Annotated in this window: 14 protein-coding genes; 4 read left to right on the forward strand and 10 right to left on the reverse strand. The window is 34.5% G+C overall.

Translation table 11 applies throughout. The annotated features are described in order from the left end of the window. Positions 1-5 precede the first annotated feature (5 nt). Together carB and rpmH are read right to left on the reverse strand one after the other, a co-directional pair. Positions 6-2858: a carbamoyl-phosphate synthase large subunit gene (carB, locus tag ACZ098_RS15305; RefSeq protein WP_487312640.1), complete on the reverse strand. Its 2853-nt coding sequence runs from the start codon at positions 2856-2858 to the stop codon at positions 6-8. 343 nt (positions 2859-3201) lie between these two features. Then, on the reverse strand, positions 3202-3363 hold the full coding sequence (gene rpmH / locus ACZ098_RS15310; RefSeq protein ID WP_074723512.1) for a 50S ribosomal protein L34: 162 nt from the start codon (positions 3361-3363) through the stop codon (positions 3202-3204). A 164-nt stretch (positions 3364-3527) separates the two neighbouring features. On the opposite strand from rpmH, the gene ACZ098_RS15315 reads away from it, so the two are divergent. Further along, positions 3528-4043 carry a DUF2892 domain-containing protein gene (locus tag ACZ098_RS15315; RefSeq protein ID WP_487312641.1) on the forward strand — a complete coding sequence of 172 codons (516 nt, stop codon included), beginning with the start codon at positions 3528-3530 and terminating at the stop codon, positions 4041-4043. 60 nt (positions 4044-4103) lie between these two features. On the opposite strand, the gene ilvA is transcribed toward ACZ098_RS15315, so the two are convergent. The 8 genes from ilvA to ACZ098_RS15355 form a co-directional block, all read right to left on the reverse strand. Continuing rightward, the gene (gene ilvA / locus ACZ098_RS15320) at positions 4104-5348 is read right to left on the reverse strand and encodes a threonine ammonia-lyase IlvA (RefSeq protein ID WP_487312642.1); all 1245 of its coding nucleotides are present in this window, start codon (positions 5346-5348) and stop codon (positions 4104-4106) included. 118 nt (positions 5349-5466) lie between these two features. Further along, complete coding sequence (gene ilvC / locus ACZ098_RS15325) at positions 5467-6945, reverse strand: ketol-acid reductoisomerase (protein ID WP_487312643.1); 1479 nt, start codon at positions 6943-6945, stop codon at positions 5467-5469. Positions 6946-7032: 87 nt separating this feature from the next. After that, the gene (gene ilvN, locus ACZ098_RS15330) at positions 7033-7620 is read right to left on the reverse strand and encodes an acetolactate synthase small subunit (protein WP_487312644.1); all 588 of its coding nucleotides are present in this window, start codon (positions 7618-7620) and stop codon (positions 7033-7035) included. Positions 7621-7885: 265 nt separating this feature from the next. Beyond that, a complete protein-coding gene (gene ilvB / locus ACZ098_RS15335) occupies positions 7886-9634 on the reverse strand; it encodes a biosynthetic-type acetolactate synthase large subunit (protein ID WP_487312645.1) in 1749 nt (582 codons plus the stop codon). Positions 9635-9646: 12 nt separating this feature from the next. Beyond that, positions 9647-11326 carry a dihydroxy-acid dehydratase gene (gene ilvD / locus ACZ098_RS15340; protein ID WP_487312646.1) on the reverse strand — a complete coding sequence of 560 codons (1680 nt, stop codon included), beginning with the start codon at positions 11324-11326 and terminating at the stop codon, positions 9647-9649. Further along, on the reverse strand, positions 11326-12213 hold the full coding sequence (locus ACZ098_RS15345) for a branched-chain amino acid transaminase (RefSeq protein WP_487312647.1): 888 nt from the start codon (positions 12211-12213) through the stop codon (positions 11326-11328). The genes ilvD and ACZ098_RS15345 overlap by 1 nt, the downstream gene beginning before the upstream one ends. Positions 12214-12739: 526 nt before the next feature. Next, complete coding sequence (locus ACZ098_RS15350) at positions 12740-13633, reverse strand: lytic transglycosylase domain-containing protein (RefSeq protein ID WP_487312648.1); 894 nt, start codon at positions 13631-13633, stop codon at positions 12740-12742. A gap of 79 nt (positions 13634-13712) precedes the next feature. Continuing rightward, entirely contained in the window at positions 13713-14378 is a 666-nt protein-coding gene (locus ACZ098_RS15355) for an acyl-CoA thioester hydrolase/BAAT C-terminal domain-containing protein (protein ID WP_487312649.1), read from the reverse strand. A 108-nt stretch (positions 14379-14486) separates the two neighbouring features. On the opposite strand from ACZ098_RS15355, the gene ACZ098_RS15360 reads away from it, so the two are divergent. The 3 genes from ACZ098_RS15360 to ACZ098_RS15370 all read left to right on the forward strand — a co-directional run bounded on the left by ACZ098_RS15360 (position 14487) and on the right by ACZ098_RS15370 (position 17142). Next, positions 14487-14771 (forward strand): GNAT family N-acetyltransferase, encoded by a 285-nt coding sequence (locus ACZ098_RS15360; protein ID WP_487312650.1) that lies wholly within the window; start codon positions 14487-14489, stop codon positions 14769-14771. A gap of 236 nt (positions 14772-15007) precedes the next feature. Beyond that, complete coding sequence (locus ACZ098_RS15365; RefSeq protein ID WP_487312651.1) at positions 15008-15349, forward strand: hypothetical protein; 342 nt, start codon at positions 15008-15010, stop codon at positions 15347-15349. 236 nt (positions 15350-15585) lie between these two features. Then, positions 15586-17142 (forward strand): vWA domain-containing protein, encoded by a 1557-nt coding sequence (locus ACZ098_RS15370; RefSeq protein WP_487312652.1) that lies wholly within the window; start codon positions 15586-15588, stop codon positions 17140-17142. Positions 17143-17196: the final 54 nt, after the last annotated feature.

Genomic DNA, 17196 nt, shown 5'->3' on the forward strand with positions numbered 1-17196 from the left:
AAATTTTATTTACTTAAATACATTTTTCGTCTAGAATACAATTCATAAAACTGATCGTCTTTTAAATCGTCTATAAACAAAATGCTTTCGCCTGTCGATTTCATTTCTGGTCCGAGTGCCTTGTTCACATCTTTAAACTTACTGAAAGAGAAAACTGGTTGCTTAATCGCGTAACCTTTCAACTGCGGATTGAACGTAAAATCGGTAACTTTATTTTCACCAAGCATTACTTTGGTTGCATAATTTACATAAGGTTCGCCATAGGCTTTTGCAATAAACGGAACCGTTCTCGAGGCTCTTGGATTGGCTTCGATGATATAAACCGTATCATCTTTTATCGCAAATTGAATGTTTATCAAACCAACAGTTCGTAAAGCCAAAGCGATTTTCTTAGTATGATCTTTTATTTGCTGCATTACAAATTCACCTAAATTAAATGGTGGCAAAGTCGCATTCGAATCACCTGAGTGAATTCCGCAAGGCTCGATGTGTTCCATAATTCCGATGATGTACACATTTTCACCATCGCAAATAGCATCGGCTTCTGCTTCAATTGCGCCATCCAAATAATGGTCAAGCAATAATTTATTTCCCGGAATTGATTTCAATAAATCAATTACATGTTCTTCTAATTCTTGTTTGTTGATGACAATTTTCATTCCTTGTCCACCCAAAACATAAGAAGGACGAACTAACAACGGAAAGTCTAAAGTATCTGCTAATTTCGAAGCTTCATCAGCACTTTCAGCAATTCCGAATTGCGGAAACGGAATATTTAATTCGGTTAACAATTCTGAAAAACGACCTCTGTCTTCGGCTAAATCTAAAGCGTCAAATGACGTTCCTAGAATTTTAATTCCGTATTTAGATAATTTTTCTGCTAGTTTTAAAGCGGTTTGTCCACCCAATTGCACAATTACACCTTCTGGTTTTTCGTGACGAATGATGTCGTAAATGTGTTCCCAAAAAACAGGCTCAAAATATAATTTATCGGCTGTATCAAAATCGGTAGAAACCGTTTCTGGATTACAGTTGATCATAATCGTTTCGTAACCGCATTCTTTCGCAGCCAAAACACCATGAACACAAGAATAGTCAAATTCAATTCCTTGTCCGATTCTATTTGGTCCTGAACCTAAGACTACTACTTTCTTTTTATCGGTTACAATACTTTCGTTATGAACGTATCGTTCGCCATTTGCTGTTTGAATTTCAGCTTCAAAAGTCGAATAGTAATAAGGTGTTTGTGCCTTAAATTCGGCAGCACAAGTATCAACTAATTTATAAACACGTTTGATGTTCATGTCATCACGCAATTTATAAACCTGACTTTCCAAACAACTCAACATGTGTGCAATTTGTCGGTCGCCGTAACCTTTCTGCTTTGCTTCAAGCAATAATTCTTTTGGTAAAGTGTCAATTTTATAGTTTGTGATTTCTCTTTCCAACAAATACAATTCTTCGTATTGTTTCAAGAACCACATATCGATTTTGGTAATTTCATGAATTCTGCTCAACGGAATTCCCATTGCGATAGCATCATAAATTACGAAAACTCGATCCCAACTTGCGAACGTTAATTTCTCAATAATTTGTTCGTAGTTTTTATATCCTTTTCCGTCTGCTCCTAACCCATTTCGTTTAATTTCAAGTGATTGTGTTGCTTTGTGCAGCGCTTCTTGAAACGAACGACCAATTCCCATAACTTCACCAACCGATTTCATTTGAAGACCTAAAGTTCTATCAGCACCTTCAAATTTGTCGAAATTCCATCTTGGTATTTTTACGATTACGTAATCTAAAGTTGGTTCGAATAACGCTGAAGTTGATTTGGTAATTTGGTTTTGAAGTTCATCTAAATGATAACCCAAAGCTAGTTTCGAAGCGATTTTTGCAATTGGATAACCAGTAGCTTTTGACGCTAATGCAGATGAACGAGAAACTCTCGGATTGATTTCGATGGCCACAATATCTTCTTTTTCGTCTGGAGAAACGGCAAATTGCACGTTACAACCGCCAGCAAAGTTTCCAATGGAACGCATCATCAAGATTGCCATGTCACGCATCTTTTGGAACGTTGTATCCGATAAAGTCATTGCTGGTGCAACGGTAATCGAATCTCCTGTATGAATTCCCATTGGATCCATATTTTCTATCGAACAGATGATGACTACGTTGTCGTTCTTATCGCGTAAAAGTTCCAATTCGTATTCTTTCCAACCCAATAAAGCTTTGTCAATCAAAACTTCATGAATTGGTGACATTTCTAAACCGTAAGTTAGTTTTTCGTCAAATTCTTCTTTGCTGTGTACAAATGCTGCTCCGGTTCCACCAAGTGTAAATGATGGACGAATTACTAATGGAAATCCGAATTCTTGAGCAATTTCTTTACCTTTTAAAAACGAAGTTGCTGTTTTTGCTGGTGCTGCTGGAATACCTATCTTCTCTAATAATTGTTTGAATTGTTCACGATCTTCGGTAATATTGATGGCATTTACATCGACACCAATCATTCTCACATTAAAGTCTTCCCAAATTCCTTTTTCATCTGCTTCTAAACAAAGATTTAACGCTGTTTGTCCTCCCATTGTTGGAAGAACAGCATCAATTTGAGGATGTTCTTTTAAAATTTGAATGATCGATTTGGTTGTCAATGGCAATAAATACACATGATCTGCCATACTTGGATCTGTCATGATGGTTGCCGGATTGGAATTGATAAGTATTACTTCAATTCCTTCTTCGCGGATAGAACGTGCCGATTGTGAACCTGCATAGTCGAATTCGCATGCTTGCCCAATAACGATTGGACCTGAACCAATAATTAAAACCGATTTGATTGAATTGTCTTTTGGCATTGTAGTTAGTTTGTTGTTGTGTGTTGTATTTTTATTTCAAAATTCGTTATTCCTTATTCATCTGTTCAACATTACATTTTAAAGTTTGAATAACGATTAACGAATGTTGAATTTTGAAGATTTATTCTAGCCCAGATTACCTCACTAAAACATTTATTTTCATAGGTGTTCGGTGAACACTTCGTGTTTGTAATGGAAATCCTTTTAAATTTTTCTTTAAAATTAAAAAGATTGCAATGAATAGCTGGAAATAGCTCCTAAAAATTATTAAAATTTATGAACAAGTTTAAAAAAAAGCCGCTACTAATAAAAGTAACGGCTTGATATTGATTATTGCTAATCATTATTTTTTGTGTCTTGGTTCGCAAGAAACAGTCAATTTATGTCTTCCTTTTGCTCTACGACGCGCAAGTACTTTTCTTCCATTTGGAGTTTCCATTCTGTCCATAAATCCGTGTTTATTTCTTCTTTTTCTTTTCGATGGTTGAAACGTTCTTTTGCTCATGACGTGGTATCTTTAAAATATGATGATAATAATGTTAATAGGTATTGAAAATTTGTCCTTTCAAAACCGAGTGCAAATATACAAACCTTTTTTTTTCTGGCAAGTAGTTTTATAAAAAATATTTTGAAAAACTTTATTACCTTTGTAGCTTAAATATTTTAATTATGTTTCACAAAAATATCAAACTTGTTCTTGCAGGTTTAATCTTAGTTACAGCGGTTTGGCAATTTACAGAAAGTAATATTGGTAATGGGATTTTTCTTATAATAGTGTCGTTAATTCCTGTTTTTTTATACTTTAAAAACGAATTTATACTATTAGCTTTTTTACAATTGCGTAAACAAAACTTTCCTGGAGCTCAAAAATGGCTTTCGAAAATTACTAATCCAGAAACGGCTTTGGTACAGAAACAACAAGGTTACTACAATTATTTGCAAGGTTTAATGCTTTCGCAAACCAATTTATTACAAGCTGAAAAATATTTCAAAAAAGCAATTCAACTTGGATTGAATATGGATATGGATTTGGCTGTAGCAAAATTAAACTTAGCTGGAATTGCAATGTCTAGAAGAAGAAAAATCGAAGCGACAAATCTAATTGCAGAAGTAAAAAAACTGGATAAGCAAGGCATGCTAAAAGATCAAATTACGATGATGAAAGAACAAATGAAGAAAATTTAATCATTATCCATCAATTTCAATAGTCTTAAAAAACGTCTAGATAATTTCTCGGCGTTTTTTTTATCCAATTATTTGGGCGAATAAGTCTTGTTTTTCATTAAGGTATTTGAATTCAAATCCATGTTGTTTCATATTCGTCTTGATAGGTTCAATATCATTTTTATTTTTTAATTCCAATCCAACGACAACCGAACCCATTTCACGACTGGTTTTCTTGGCAAACTGAAAATAAGTAATGTCGTCGTCTTCGCCCAAAATGGTGTTTACAAATTCCTTCAACGCACCAGGACGTTGCGGAAACTGAATCATAAAATAGTGCATCAATCCTTCGTAAAGGAGTGAACGTTCCTTGATTTCGGCAGTGCGTTCGATGTCATTATTGCTTCCAGAAACGATACAAACTACGTTTTTTCCTTTAATTTTTTCTTTGTAAAAATCCAATGCAGCGATTGTTAATGCGCCAGCAGGTTCGACAACCATAGCTTCTTCGTTGTACAAACGTAAAATTGTGGTGCACACTTTTCCTTCTGGAACCAAAATAATATCGTCTAGATTCTCTTTGCAAATTTCAAAAGTCAAATCGCCGACTTGCTTTACCGCGGCGCCATCAACAAATTTATCAATACTTTCTAGCGGACTATTTTCTCCATTTTCAATAGCCGTTTTCATCGATGGCGCGCCCAAAGGTTCAACACCAATGATTTTAGTTTTCGGACTTAATTCTCTAAAAACTGTTGAAAGTCCAGCCGCCAAACCGCCACCACCAATGGGAACAAAAACATAATCTATAAGTTGATTTGTGGCACTCAGAATTTCTAAACCAACCGTTCCTTGACCGGCAATGACTTTATAATCATCAAACGGATGAATGAATTTCTTATAATTTTCTGTAGCAAATTCAACTGCTGATGCATAAGCATCATCAAAAGTATCGCCAACCAAAACAATTTCTACAAACGATTTTCCGAACAATTGCACTTGTTTTATTTTTTGCTTCGGAGTGGTTTTTGGCATGTAAATCACACCGTGAATTTGAAGTAAATGACACGAATAAGCAACACCTTGCGCATGATTTCCAGCACTTGCACAAACAATTCCATGTGACTTTTCGGCGTCAGGAAGCGAACTCATTTTGTTGTAAGCACCACGAATTTTATACGAACGAACTATTTGCAAATCTTCACGTTTTAGTAAAATTGTTGCGTCAAATTCATCGGATAAATTTCGGTTTTCAATCAGTGGCGTGTTTTGAACTACGCCATCCAATTGATTTCTTGCTTGTACTATTTCGTTAAATAAATTCATTTATTTTTTCTTTAAACCATTAAGAAATTAAGAAAATTAAGTTCAAAGTCTATTCTCTATTTTCTATATTCTTTTCTCTATATTCTTTTCTCTATATTCTTTTCTCTTTTCACTCTTTTTACTCCACAATTTTCTTCATCGCAGTCATTGCTTCGCGCAATTCGGCTCCGCAAATTTCAATGGAATGATTTCTAATGGCAGCGTTTATTTTTACCAATTCGAAATTATCTACATTGTTATTACCTGTTGTATTGTAGTTTTTTCCAATCAAATTAGTGTCAACTTTTTTCATAAAATCAGCCAAAAGTGGTTTGCAAGCATGATCAAATAAATAGCAACCATATTCAGCCGTATCCGAAATTACACGGTTCATTTCAAATAATTTTTTCCTAGCAATGGTGTTGGCAATTAATGGCGCTTCGTGCAATGACTCATAATACGCCGATTCGTTTTTAATTCCTGCAGAAGTCATGGTTTCGTAAGCCAATTCCACACCCGATTTTACAAAAGCCACCATCAAAGTTGCATTATCAAAATAGTCTTGTTCGGTAATTTCCACAGTTCCGGCAGGCGTTTTTTCAAAATCCGTTTCGCCTGTTGCTTCTCGCCAAGTCAGTAAATTTTTATCACCATTTGCCCAATCTTCCATCATGGTTTGCGAAAATTGTCCCGATAAAATATCGTCCATGTGTTTGTTGAATAATGGTGTCATAATTTGCTTCAACTCCTCAGCAAGTTTAAAGGATTCTACTTTTGCAGGATTCGAAAGTCGGTCCATCATGTTGGTAATTCCGCCAATTTTCAAGGCTTCGGTAATGACTTCCCAACCATATTGCACGAGTTTTGACGCATAACCAGCATCGATTCCGTTTTCAATCATTTTGTTAAAACTCAAAATCGAACCGGTTTGCAACAAGCCGCACAAAATGGTTTGTTCGCCCATCAAATCCGATTTTACTTCTGCGACAAACGACGACAACAAAACGCCAGCTTTATCGCCACCAGTTCCAACGCAATACGCTTTTGCAATTTCCAATCCGTCACCATCTGGATCGTTATCAGAATGCACTGCGATTAATGTTGGCACACCAAAACCGCGTAAATACTCCGCTCGGACTTCACTCGCAGGCGATTTTGGTGCAATCATAACCACTGTAATATCTTCCCGAATTTGCGTTCCTTCTTCCACAATATTAAATCCATGCGAATACGACAAACACGCACCTTTTTTCATCAAAGGCACAATTTTATTGATTACAGCCGTGTGCTGTTTGTCTGGAGCTAAATTCGAAACCAAGTCGGCAGTTGGAATTATTTCCTCAAAAGTTCCTACTTCAAATCCGTTTTCGGTCGCATTTATAAACGATGCTCTTTTGTTATCAATCGCTTCCTGACGCAATGCATAGGCAACTTCCAATCCGCTATCACGCAAATTTTGACCTTGCGCCAAACCTTGAGCACCACAACCTATAATTACTATTTTTTTACCTTTTAATTTGGCTACACCATTTGCAAATTCGGAGCTTTGCATAAAATCACACTTTCCTAACTCTTGCACTTTTAGTCGATGCGGAAGTGAATTGAAATAATTTGACATTGTATCTATTTTTATATTTGTATTGTTATGGAATTTTGCATTTGATTTTTGATACTGCAATTGAATTTTGACATTGCCATTGAAATCTTACATTTCAAAAATCATACTTTTATGATTCAGAAATTCGTTGTTAATTGGTTGTTTCGTCGGATCATTTTTTTCCATATCCAACACTTTTTTATGAACGCCTTCGCTCGATTTGATAATGGCGATTCTTGAACTTCTAACAAATTCAATCAAGCCATATTTATCCAATTCTTTCAGTAAATTATTCACTTCTTCATCATGACCTGTCGCTTCAAAAACTGTGTAATCTTCTCTAATCACAACCGCTTTTGCACCAAATTCTCTCAGTAAACGTTCTACTTTTACATCTTTCATGATTACAGCTGTTGGCACTTTGTACAACGCCATTTGTTGCCAAATAATTTCGTCGTTGGTATTGTAATACACTTTAAAAACGTCTACGATTTTCTCTAATTGGCGCACTAAATTTTTAACTACCGTTTCGGTTTCTCTAACGACTAATGTAAATCTATAAATGTCTTTTATTTCGCTTGGAGAAGTGTTCAAACTTTCTAAACTAATCTTTCTGCGCGAAAACATAATCGCTATTTTGTTGATTAAACCTACTTGATTTTCGGTGTAAATGGTCAATGTAAATTCTTCTTTCATTGTTTTTTAGTTTAAAGTTTAAAGTTTCAAATTACTTAATCATTTAATAAATAATTCAAATTTCACGACCAACTTCTATATTGTATTATCAAAAATCAGATAATGGTTTTTACAAGAATTTCACTAATTTACACGAATCATTATCTTCAATGATTTCACGAATCTGTTCAAGGCACATAAAATTGATGTGAATTAATTTATACATTTTTTAATTCGTGAAAATTAGTGAAATTCGTGTCTAATTATTTTAATTCGATTGTTCAAGCTAAATTTCATCTTTCGATAAAACAATTTCAGCAACTCCTTTTCCTTGCGGCACCATCGGAAAAACATTGTCTTCGTGAATTACCGCTACTTCCAAAAGAAACGAACTTTCGTGATCTAGCATTTCTTTCAATCCTTGTCGTAATTCTTCACGTTTGGATATTTGCTTTCCATCAATATTGTATCCTTTAGCAACTTGCACAAAATTCGGACTCTGAATGTCCGTAAACGAATAGCGTTTTTCATGAAAAAGTTCTTGCCATTGACGCACCATTCCAAGAAAACTATTGTTTAGAATTAGGATTTTTACATTCGGTTGAAATTGCATAATCGTTCCCAGTTCCTGAATATTCATCTGCGCACCACCATCACCCATAATGGCAACCACTTGACGTTCTGGCGCACCAAATTTGGCTCCAATTGCAGCAGGAAGCGCATAACCCATGGTTCCCAAACCGCCACTTGTAATATTGCTACGAGTTTTATTTTGCTTGGCATAACGACACGCGACCATTTGATGCTGACCAACATCGGTTACTATTACTGCTTCACCATTGGTCAATTCGTTTAGAACATTAATTACTTCGCCCATGGTCAATCCGCCATCGGTTGGATTTAATTCTTTTTCAATTAAAAAAGTGGTTTCTCTTTCTCGTTTAATTTCAAATTCCTTGAACCATTCAGGATGCGTTTTTTGTTCTAACAAATTAGTTAGTAACGGTAAAGTTTCTTTGCAATTTCCCCAAACAGGAATAGTTGTTTGCACGTTTTTATCGATTTCGGCTGGATCAATATCTAGATGAATGATTTTTGCCTGCTTGGCGTATTTGTCTAATCTGCCAGTAACTCGGTCGTCAAATCGCATTCCGACTGCAATAAGAACATCACATTCGTTGGTTAGAAAATTCGGACCGTAATTGCCGTGCATACCTAACATTCCAACGCCAAGCGGATGATCGGTTGGAATTCCGCTCATTCCCATAATCGTCCAAGCTGTTGGCAAACCTGCTTTTTCTATGAAATTTTGAAATTCTTTTTCGGCAGTGCCCAATAAAACGCCTTGACCAAAAATCACAAATGGTTTTTTCGCTTGATTGATTAAAGTTGCGGCTTTTTCGATGTATTCTAATCGAACAATTGGTTCAGGGCGATAACTTCTCACGTGAATGCAAGGACGATAGCCAATATATTCAAACAGTTGGAGTTGTGCGTTTTTAGTAATATCAATCAAAACTGGACCTGGACGACCTGTTTTTGCAAGGTAAAATGCTTTTGCTAGAACTTCTGGAATTTCTTTCGCATCGGTTATTTGGTAATTCCATTTTGTAATTGGAATTGTAATGTTGATGATATCCGTTTCCTGAAAAGCATCGGTTCCTAATAAATGTGCAAAAACTTGACCTGTAATACAAACTAAAGGTGTGGAATCAATTAAAGCATCGGCCAAACCAGTGACTAAATTTGTCGCACCTGGACCACTTGTTGCAAATACAACTCCAGTTTTTCCGCTAACTCTGGCGTAACCTTGCGCTGCATGAATTGCACCTTGTTCGTGACGTACCAAAATGTGATTTAACTTGTTTTTAAAATCATACAAAGCATCATAAATAGGCATGATTGCGCCGCCAGGATATCCAAAAATAGTATCTACATTTTCAGATAATAAAGCATCAATAACAGCTAAACTTCCTGAAGTGGAAATGGGTTGTTTCTGTGCTTTTTCGATGGTGTCAAGTTCTAATGTTTTCATAGTATTTGTATTTTAATCTTCATCAGTTACACAACCTTCAGAAGCATCTTTAACCAATTTTACGTATTTGTATAAAACTCCATTTGTAACTTTTAGTGGCGGAATTAATAGACTTTTTCTTCGTTCATCCAATTCAGAATCGGATACTTTTAAGTTAATGGTATTCGAAACAGCGTCAAGTTCAATGATATCGTTATCCTTTACAAGTGCGATTGTTCCGCCATCGAACGCTTCTGGTGTGATGTGACCAACCACAAAACCGTGTGTGCCACCGCTGAATCTTCCATCTGTAATTAAAGCGACACTTTTTCCTAATCCTGCGCCAATAATTGCCGAAGTTGGTTTGAGCATTTCGGGCATTCCTGGTCCGCCTTTTGGTCCGACATATCTGATGACAATTACATCGCCAGCTTGAATTTTTTTGTCTTCAATTCCTTGAATTAATTCTTTTTCACCGTCAAAAACTTTGGCTGGACCAACAAATTTTTCGCCTTCTTTTCCTGTGATTTTTGCAACCGAACCTTTTGTCGCTAGATTTCCATAAAGTACTTGAAGATGACCTGTTTCCTTAATTGGATTTTCCAATGGTCGGATGATATTTTGATCTTCAAAATTGATAGCTGCAACATTTTCGAGGTTTTCAGCTAAAGTTTTTCCGGTCACGGTTAAGCAATCGCCGTGTAATTTTCCTTTGGATAATAAATACTTTAAAACCATTGGAACTCCACCTTTTTCGTGAAGGTTTTGCATTAAATAATTTCCGCCTGGTTTGAAATCGGCAATTAAAGGAGTTGTATTGCTGATTCTTTGAAAATCGTCTTGAGTGATTTTTACACCAACGCTTTTCGCCATAGCAATCATGTGTAAAACCGCATTGGTACTTCCGCCAAGCGCAATTAATGTTGTGATGGCATTTTCAAAAGCCTTGAACGTCATGATGTCTTTGGGACAAATATTTTTCTCTAATAATAATTTTATATACTGAGCCGCTTGCTTGCATTCTTCGATTTTTTCATCGCTAATGGCAGGATTTGAACTGGAATACGGCAAACTCATTCCGAGTGCTTCAATTGCAATTGCCATTGTATTTGCAGTGTACATTCCGCCACAAGCGCCAGCGCCAGGACAGGAGTTTTTGATAATTCCTTTGAAATCTTCTTCAGATATTTTGCCAGCAATTTTTTCGCCTAAAGCTTCAAAAGCTGAAACGATATTCAAATCTTTTCCTTGGTATTTCCCCGGAGCAATTGTACCACCATATACCATTATCGAAGGACGATTTAATCTTCCCATCGCTATGATTGAACCGGGCATATTTTTGTCACAACCTGGAATTGCAATCACCGCATCATAATAATGTCCAGCAACAACACTTTCAATACTGTCGGCTATGATTTCTCGGCTCACAAGCGAGTAACGCATTCCGTCTGTTCCATTGGTAATTCCGTCGCTGATGCCAATGGTGTTAAAAATTAAACCCACCATGTCTGTGGCATTTACTTCAACTTTTATATAGGAAGCCAAATGATTGAGATGCATGTTGCAGGTATTTCCATCGTAACCCATCGAGGCAATTCCGACGAAAGGTTGTGCCAATTGTGTGTCATTCAAACCAATTCCGTACAGCATGGCTTGTGCCGCAGGTTGCGTTGGATCTTGAGTTACGGTTTTACTGTATTTATTTAATTCCATTAGTAATTTGTTTCTTGTAATTCTTTTTCTAGAACTAAATTTTTATAAGCAGTTTGTAGTTTTTTACCTAAAGTATCGTTCCATTCTTTGGTAAATTTTTTATTTTCTAGTGATTGTAATCCGATGACTTCAGCAGCTGTTCCGCATAAAAAAGCACCATCAGCATTGGCTAAATCTTCGGGTAGAAATTCGCCTTCCACCAATTCGATTTCAAGATTTCTACATAAATCCATAACTGTTGCACGTGTTATTCCTGGAAGAATATTTCCAGTTTTTGGAGTGAATAGTTTTCCATCTTTTTCAAAAAATAAATTGGAACCTGGACCTTCTGCAAGAAATCCTTCGGTATCTAAAAGAATGGCTTCATCAAATCCTTTTTCTTTAGCTTCGGAAGCAGCAAGGATTGAGTTTACATAATGTCCGCAAACTTTAGCTTCGATTTTAGTAGATTTTGGATGCGGTCTGCTGAAGGAAGAAATGGTTACGTTTAGTAAATTATCTCCAAGATAAGCACCCCATTCCCATGCGCAAATCATTATGGAAACGCTATTTGGTTTTGTCAAGCTCATATTTGGACTGCAATAAACTAAAGGTCGAACGTACGCGTTTTTAAAGTTGTTTAATTCTAGGACTTTGTAGGTTTGATCAATTAAATCATCAACATCGTATTCGAATGGAATATTTATTAATTCACAAGAATTTTTCAGCCGTTCATAATGTTCTTTAGCTTTAAAAACGCGAGTTCCGTTATGTGTGTCATAGGCTCGGATTCCTTCAAATACGCCGTATCCGTAGTGTAAAGTTTGACTGTATAAATCGGTAGTTGCATCCGTTGCCTTTATAAAATCGCCATTTAAATAAATTGTAGTTTTTTCGTTGAAATACATTTTCAAAAAGTTTTGGTTAAAAAAAAACCTTTCTCAATTTGGTTAGAGAAAGGTTGGTATAGAGATACAATGTCCTGACTCGTCACGTAATGCGAATAATGATAATCACGACAATAATACTAGTTGCTAAATTTTTCATATATGTAAAATTTATTTGTTATTTGTCATATATGGTATCGCCTTTTTATTTATTGGAGTTTGCTTACGCAAACGTTTTGTTAATGGCGATTTCATGTTTACAAATAAAAAAAACCTCCTAAATTTTAGGAGGTTTCTATATGATTAAATACAACAACATCTCCTATTCCATTTCTGGAATGACAATAATTGAGATGATAATGTTGTTGGTGTTTTTCATTTTGAATTCTAATTTCTTTGACAAATATATTTTATTTATTCTTTTTAATACCATTTAATTCAAATTTATTCTCAAATTCATTAATTTTTATTAATAATTTAATAAAATAAATCAAAATAATAAAATATGTAATTTTACAATATAATAAATCATAATTATATAAAAAAATTAATATCCAGAAAGAGGAATTTCAATTTCGTATTTCTTTTTGGTCGGATTAGATAATTTTTTATCTCTTAACCAAGGATTATGAATTTTTAAAATCTTGTAATTAATCCCTTGTGTTTTAGCAAAAACAGCCAAATCGGTTATGGTAGAATCGACCTCCAATTTTTTGGTCGGAATGATTTCATACAACTCATTATTAGACAATTGAAATCCGTATAATGTTGGATTTTTCATAATTTCTTTCAACGCTAAAATTCTAAAAACGTATCTTGAAGTTTCATCAGTTAAGAGTAAATCATAATAATTGTCAACTTTTTGTTCTGCAATTTTATTGTTTACTCCTGTCATACCGCCATTATAAGATGCTGCGGCTAAAGTCCAAGATCCGAACTTTTGCTTTGCTGACAATAAATATTTACACGCTGCTTCGGTAGCTTTAATTAAGTGGTAACGTTCATCCACAATTTCGTTAACTTCCATACCTTTTTCTTTAGCAGTTTCGGGCATAAATTGCCATATGCCTTTGGCTCCAGAAGGTGAAACAGCATTTGTCAAAGCACTTTCTATTACGGCGAGATATTTAAAATCATCGGGAACTCCATACTGCTTTAAAATGGGTTCAATTATCGGAAACACGCGATTAGCTCGTTTTATAATCAATATTGTGGACGAATGTAAGTTCGCATTTACTAATAATTCTCGGTCAAAACGTTCTTTAACATCTGCAATTTGAAGCGGTGCTTTTTCTCCAGAGAAATCTACTTCAACAGGAAAATATTGCGAAGTACCTTCGTGTAATTGTTTCTTTTTCTCTTCGGTCGATGTTGCGAAAATAAATAATCCGCTTGTAAAAATAATAAATGCAACAGCACCAATAACTTGTATCTTTTTCATAATTTAAAATTTCCTTATTATGGATTTTTTCTTATTCTATTCAGGTATAACGGTAAAACTACAACAATTGAGCCGAAAGTTACAATTCTTGACCTAAAATTATTTTAGGTAAATTTTGATTAAGCCATTTAAATCGGTTCAAAATCATGATGTGCGTTCCACCTTTAATATTTACGAATTTTTTTATGTATTTGGATGGAAAAACCTCATCGGCATCGCCGTGAATGTGAATTACATTTGGATCAATCTTTGTTCGCTCCCAGCATACAACTTGCTCAATTGCCCAATCTAAATATTCTTTGTTACTCATAGATAAATACCTTTCATACAGCTTTAACCGTTGTTTCATTAAATCACCAAAAGCATATTTAACCAGCAAATCCATATTTCCTAAAAGACTAGTTGGCACTAACTTATAGGCTTTTGTAGTTTTGGCAATTTTCATTCTTCTTGGTAATTCTGTATTGCATTTTACACTAGAAATTATGATAATTTTTCTAACTTTAAGAAACTGTGCCATTTCTTGAACCAATATTCCACCAAAAGAAACTCCAATTAAAACTACATCTTCATGCTTAACATTTTCGGACATTCTTTTAGCATAACTAGTAAGTGTTTCCTGTTTTTCTGGTAAAAACCAATCCAATAAATGGATTTCAAAAACATCTTTTGGCAACTCAATTCGTTCAAAAATTGACGAACCAGCGGCTAAACCTGGCATAAAATAGACTGGAATCTTACTCATAATTTTTATATAATTTCGGTTACATATCCATAATTTATTCCGAAATTTGCATAAAATTACTTCTTTTGATTGATTCAGTTATAAAGCGAATGTTATTTTTAACTTAAAATGGAAATTAAAGACAATACTTTTTCACGACAATTTGAAACCTTGGTAGATGGAAAATTGATTTCAGTAGAATATTCTTTTCAAGAAAAGAAAATTTTTCTAACTAGAATCAATGTGCCAGAAGGTTTTACGGATGAAGACTTCATTAACGATTTACTGAAAAACATTATGGAGATTGCATACGAACGCAAGTTAAAAGTGGTTCCTATTCTTCCTAAGATTGCTTTGTTTTTTAGAAAAAATTCTATTTACAAAGATTTATTACCACCAGGAATTAAAATTTAGTTAGCTGGTAGTAGTTAGCAGATAGCAGATAGTAGTTAGCAGATAGTATTTAGCAGTTAGTAGTTAGTAGTTAGTAGTTAGCAGATAGTAGTTAGCAGATAGCAGGTAGCAGATAGCAGATAGCAGATAGTAGTTAGTAGTTAGCAGATAGCAGTTAGTAAAAATAATATATCATAAATAAACGTTTCAGAAATGAAGCGTTTTTTTTATTTTAATAAATTTTATACATTTATCAAATGGATTCTGGAGAACTAAATTTAAAGCTGCTTTCATTTTTTGAGACTATCGACAAATATTATGGATGCAAAACCGAAATTACCGAAGGTTTGTTTTGTAACACAAATACATTAGAAGCAGCCAATACCACTTGGAATTTATCGGAATTTGATTTAAGTCGCTCTGCATACCGAAAAAATGGCGGACGATTTATGTTTGAAGGAAACAAAATGTACTACGAAATTTCAGGCGAAAGAATCATCGATTTCAAACAACCTGGAAGGAACAAATTTGAATTTATTGAACAATATAGTGAGACCGTTTTTAGAATTACAAAAATTCGTTTTCACTATAAATATTAGTTTTATAAAAACACAGTTCTAATTCTGAAACCTCTTATTTATCTCAACTTTTTTAGTTATTTCCATACATTATTCTTTTATTTTACAGCATTTTATTATAAAAATTGAAAATGCAAAAATATTTGGCATCAAATTTGAATTGTCAAAAAATTGTAAATAATTCTCCTAGTAAATCCGGAATGCTAGAAATTATTTGATCAAAAAAAATCAATCTTAATTTCTAAAACCAATTTTAAATGAAAAATTTCCATTTTTATTTAATGGCATCTCTATTGCTATTATTTACCAATTGCAAAAATGCAAATTACTCTGAATCAGCCACAACCGATTCAACTTCAACAGAATCAATTGTAATTACCGAAACCGAATTCTCTGATAATGCATTGCCCGAAGCCAATGATGAAAGTTACGCTGCATTAGAAGAAAACCAATTTGAATCACCAACAAAATCGCCACTTTCTACCTTTTCCATCGACGTTGATAATGCTTCTTACACCAACATTAGACGATTTATAAACAGCGGACAACCAGTTCCTAAAGATGCTGTTCGAGTTGAAGAAATGATGAACTTTTTTAAGTATCAGTATCCTCAGCCGGAAGGCCAACATCCATTTTCAATTAATACAGAATACAGCCAAAGTCCGTGGAATACCAATCACAAACTTTTAAAAATTGGTTTGCAAGGAAAAAACATTCCGATGACCCATTTACCTGCTTCTAACTTAGTATTTCTGGTCGACGTTTCTGGTTCGATGAGTGACGATAATAAATTACCGTTACTAAAAGAATCGATGAAAATTTTGGTAAAAGAACTTCGCGACAAAGACAAAGTTTCTATTGTAGTTTATGCAGGTTCGGCAGGAGTCGTATTGGAACCAACATCGGGTGATGAAAAAGAAAAAATTATGGATGCCTTTGATGATTTACAAAGTGGCGGAAGTACCGCTGGTGGTGAAGGAATTGAATTGGCGTACAAATTAGCGCAACAAAATTTCATTAAAGAAGGAAATAATCGTGTGATAATTGCTACCGATGGCGATTTTAATGTTGGCGCGTCCTCCGATTCTGAAATGGAAGATTTGATTGAAGAAAAAAGAAAATCGGGTGTGTTTTTAACGGTTTTAGGGTACGGAATGGGTAATTATAAAGACAGCAAAATGGAAATTCTAGCCGATAAAGGCAACGGAAATTACGCCTACATCGATAACATTCAAGAAGCTAACCGATTTTTAGGAAAAGAATTTAAAGGCTCTATGTTTGCCATTGCAAAAGATGTAAAAATTCAAATTGAATTCAATCCGAAACACGTTCAAGCTTACAGATTAATAGGTTATGAAAATCGAAAACTAAATGCCGAAGATTTTAAAAATGATGCTATTGATGCTGGAGAACTTGGAAGTGGACACACGGTAACGGCTTTGTACGAGATCATTCCTGTTGGAGTTGAAAGTAATTTTACACCATCTGACTTAAAATATACCAAAGTTAAAAAAGAAGATGTGAATTATGAGGACGAATTGGCAACCATTAAATTTAGATATAAAAAACCTGATGGAGATAAAAGTCTTGAAATGATAAATACGATCGAAAATAAGTCGATTGCCTTAGAAAATAGTTCGGCTGATTTTAAATTTGGTTCTGCTGTGGCTTGGTTCGGTTTGAAATTGAGAGAATCCAAATTAATTACAAATAACTCCTCTGATGCAATTAAAAAATTAGCAAAATCAGGATTATCAAATGATGACGAAGGTTATAAATCGGAGTTTATTAGATTAGTTGATGCTGTAAATTAATAAGATATATATATCTAAAAAAAAGAAACCCTGAAAAATTATTTTCAGGGTTTT

It is taken from the genome of Flavobacterium sp. SP2 (assembly GCF_057626655.1).

Bases quoted from the DNA above. Each gene is read 5' to 3' on its own strand.
- carB (WP_487312640.1), bottom strand. From the start codon at position 2,858: ATGCCAAAAGACAATTCAATCAAATCGGTTTTAATTATTGGTTCAGGT.
- rpmH (WP_074723512.1), bottom strand. From the start codon at position 3,363: ATGAGCAAAAGAACGTTTCAACCATCGAAAAGAAAAAGAAGAAATAAA.
- ACZ098_RS15315 (WP_487312641.1), top strand. From the start codon at position 3,528: ATGTTTCACAAAAATATCAAACTTGTTCTTGCAGGTTTAATCTTAGTT.
- ilvA (WP_487312642.1), bottom strand. From the start codon at position 5,348: ATGAATTTATTTAACGAAATAGTACAAGCAAGAAATCAATTGGATGGC.
- ilvC (WP_487312643.1), bottom strand. From the start codon at position 6,945: ATGTCAAATTATTTCAATTCACTTCCGCATCGACTAAAAGTGCAAGAG.
- ilvN (WP_487312644.1), bottom strand. From the start codon at position 7,620: ATGAAAGAAGAATTTACATTGACCATTTACACCGAAAATCAAGTAGGT.
- ilvB (WP_487312645.1), bottom strand. From the start codon at position 9,634: ATGAAAACATTAGAACTTGACACCATCGAAAAAGCACAGAAACAACCC.
- ilvD (WP_487312646.1), bottom strand. From the start codon at position 11,326: ATGGAATTAAATAAATACAGTAAAACCGTAACTCAAGATCCAACGCAA.
- ACZ098_RS15345 (WP_487312647.1), bottom strand. From the start codon at position 12,213: ATGTATTTCAACGAAAAAACTACAATTTATTTAAATGGCGATTTTATA.
- ACZ098_RS15350 (WP_487312648.1), bottom strand. From the start codon at position 13,633: ATGAAAAAGATACAAGTTATTGGTGCTGTTGCATTTATTATTTTTACA.
- ACZ098_RS15355 (WP_487312649.1), bottom strand. From the start codon at position 14,378: ATGAGTAAGATTCCAGTCTATTTTATGCCAGGTTTAGCCGCTGGTTCG.
- ACZ098_RS15360 (WP_487312650.1), top strand. From the start codon at position 14,487: ATGGAAATTAAAGACAATACTTTTTCACGACAATTTGAAACCTTGGTA.
- ACZ098_RS15365 (WP_487312651.1), top strand. From the start codon at position 15,008: ATGGATTCTGGAGAACTAAATTTAAAGCTGCTTTCATTTTTTGAGACT.
- ACZ098_RS15370 (WP_487312652.1), top strand. From the start codon at position 15,586: ATGAAAAATTTCCATTTTTATTTAATGGCATCTCTATTGCTATTATTT.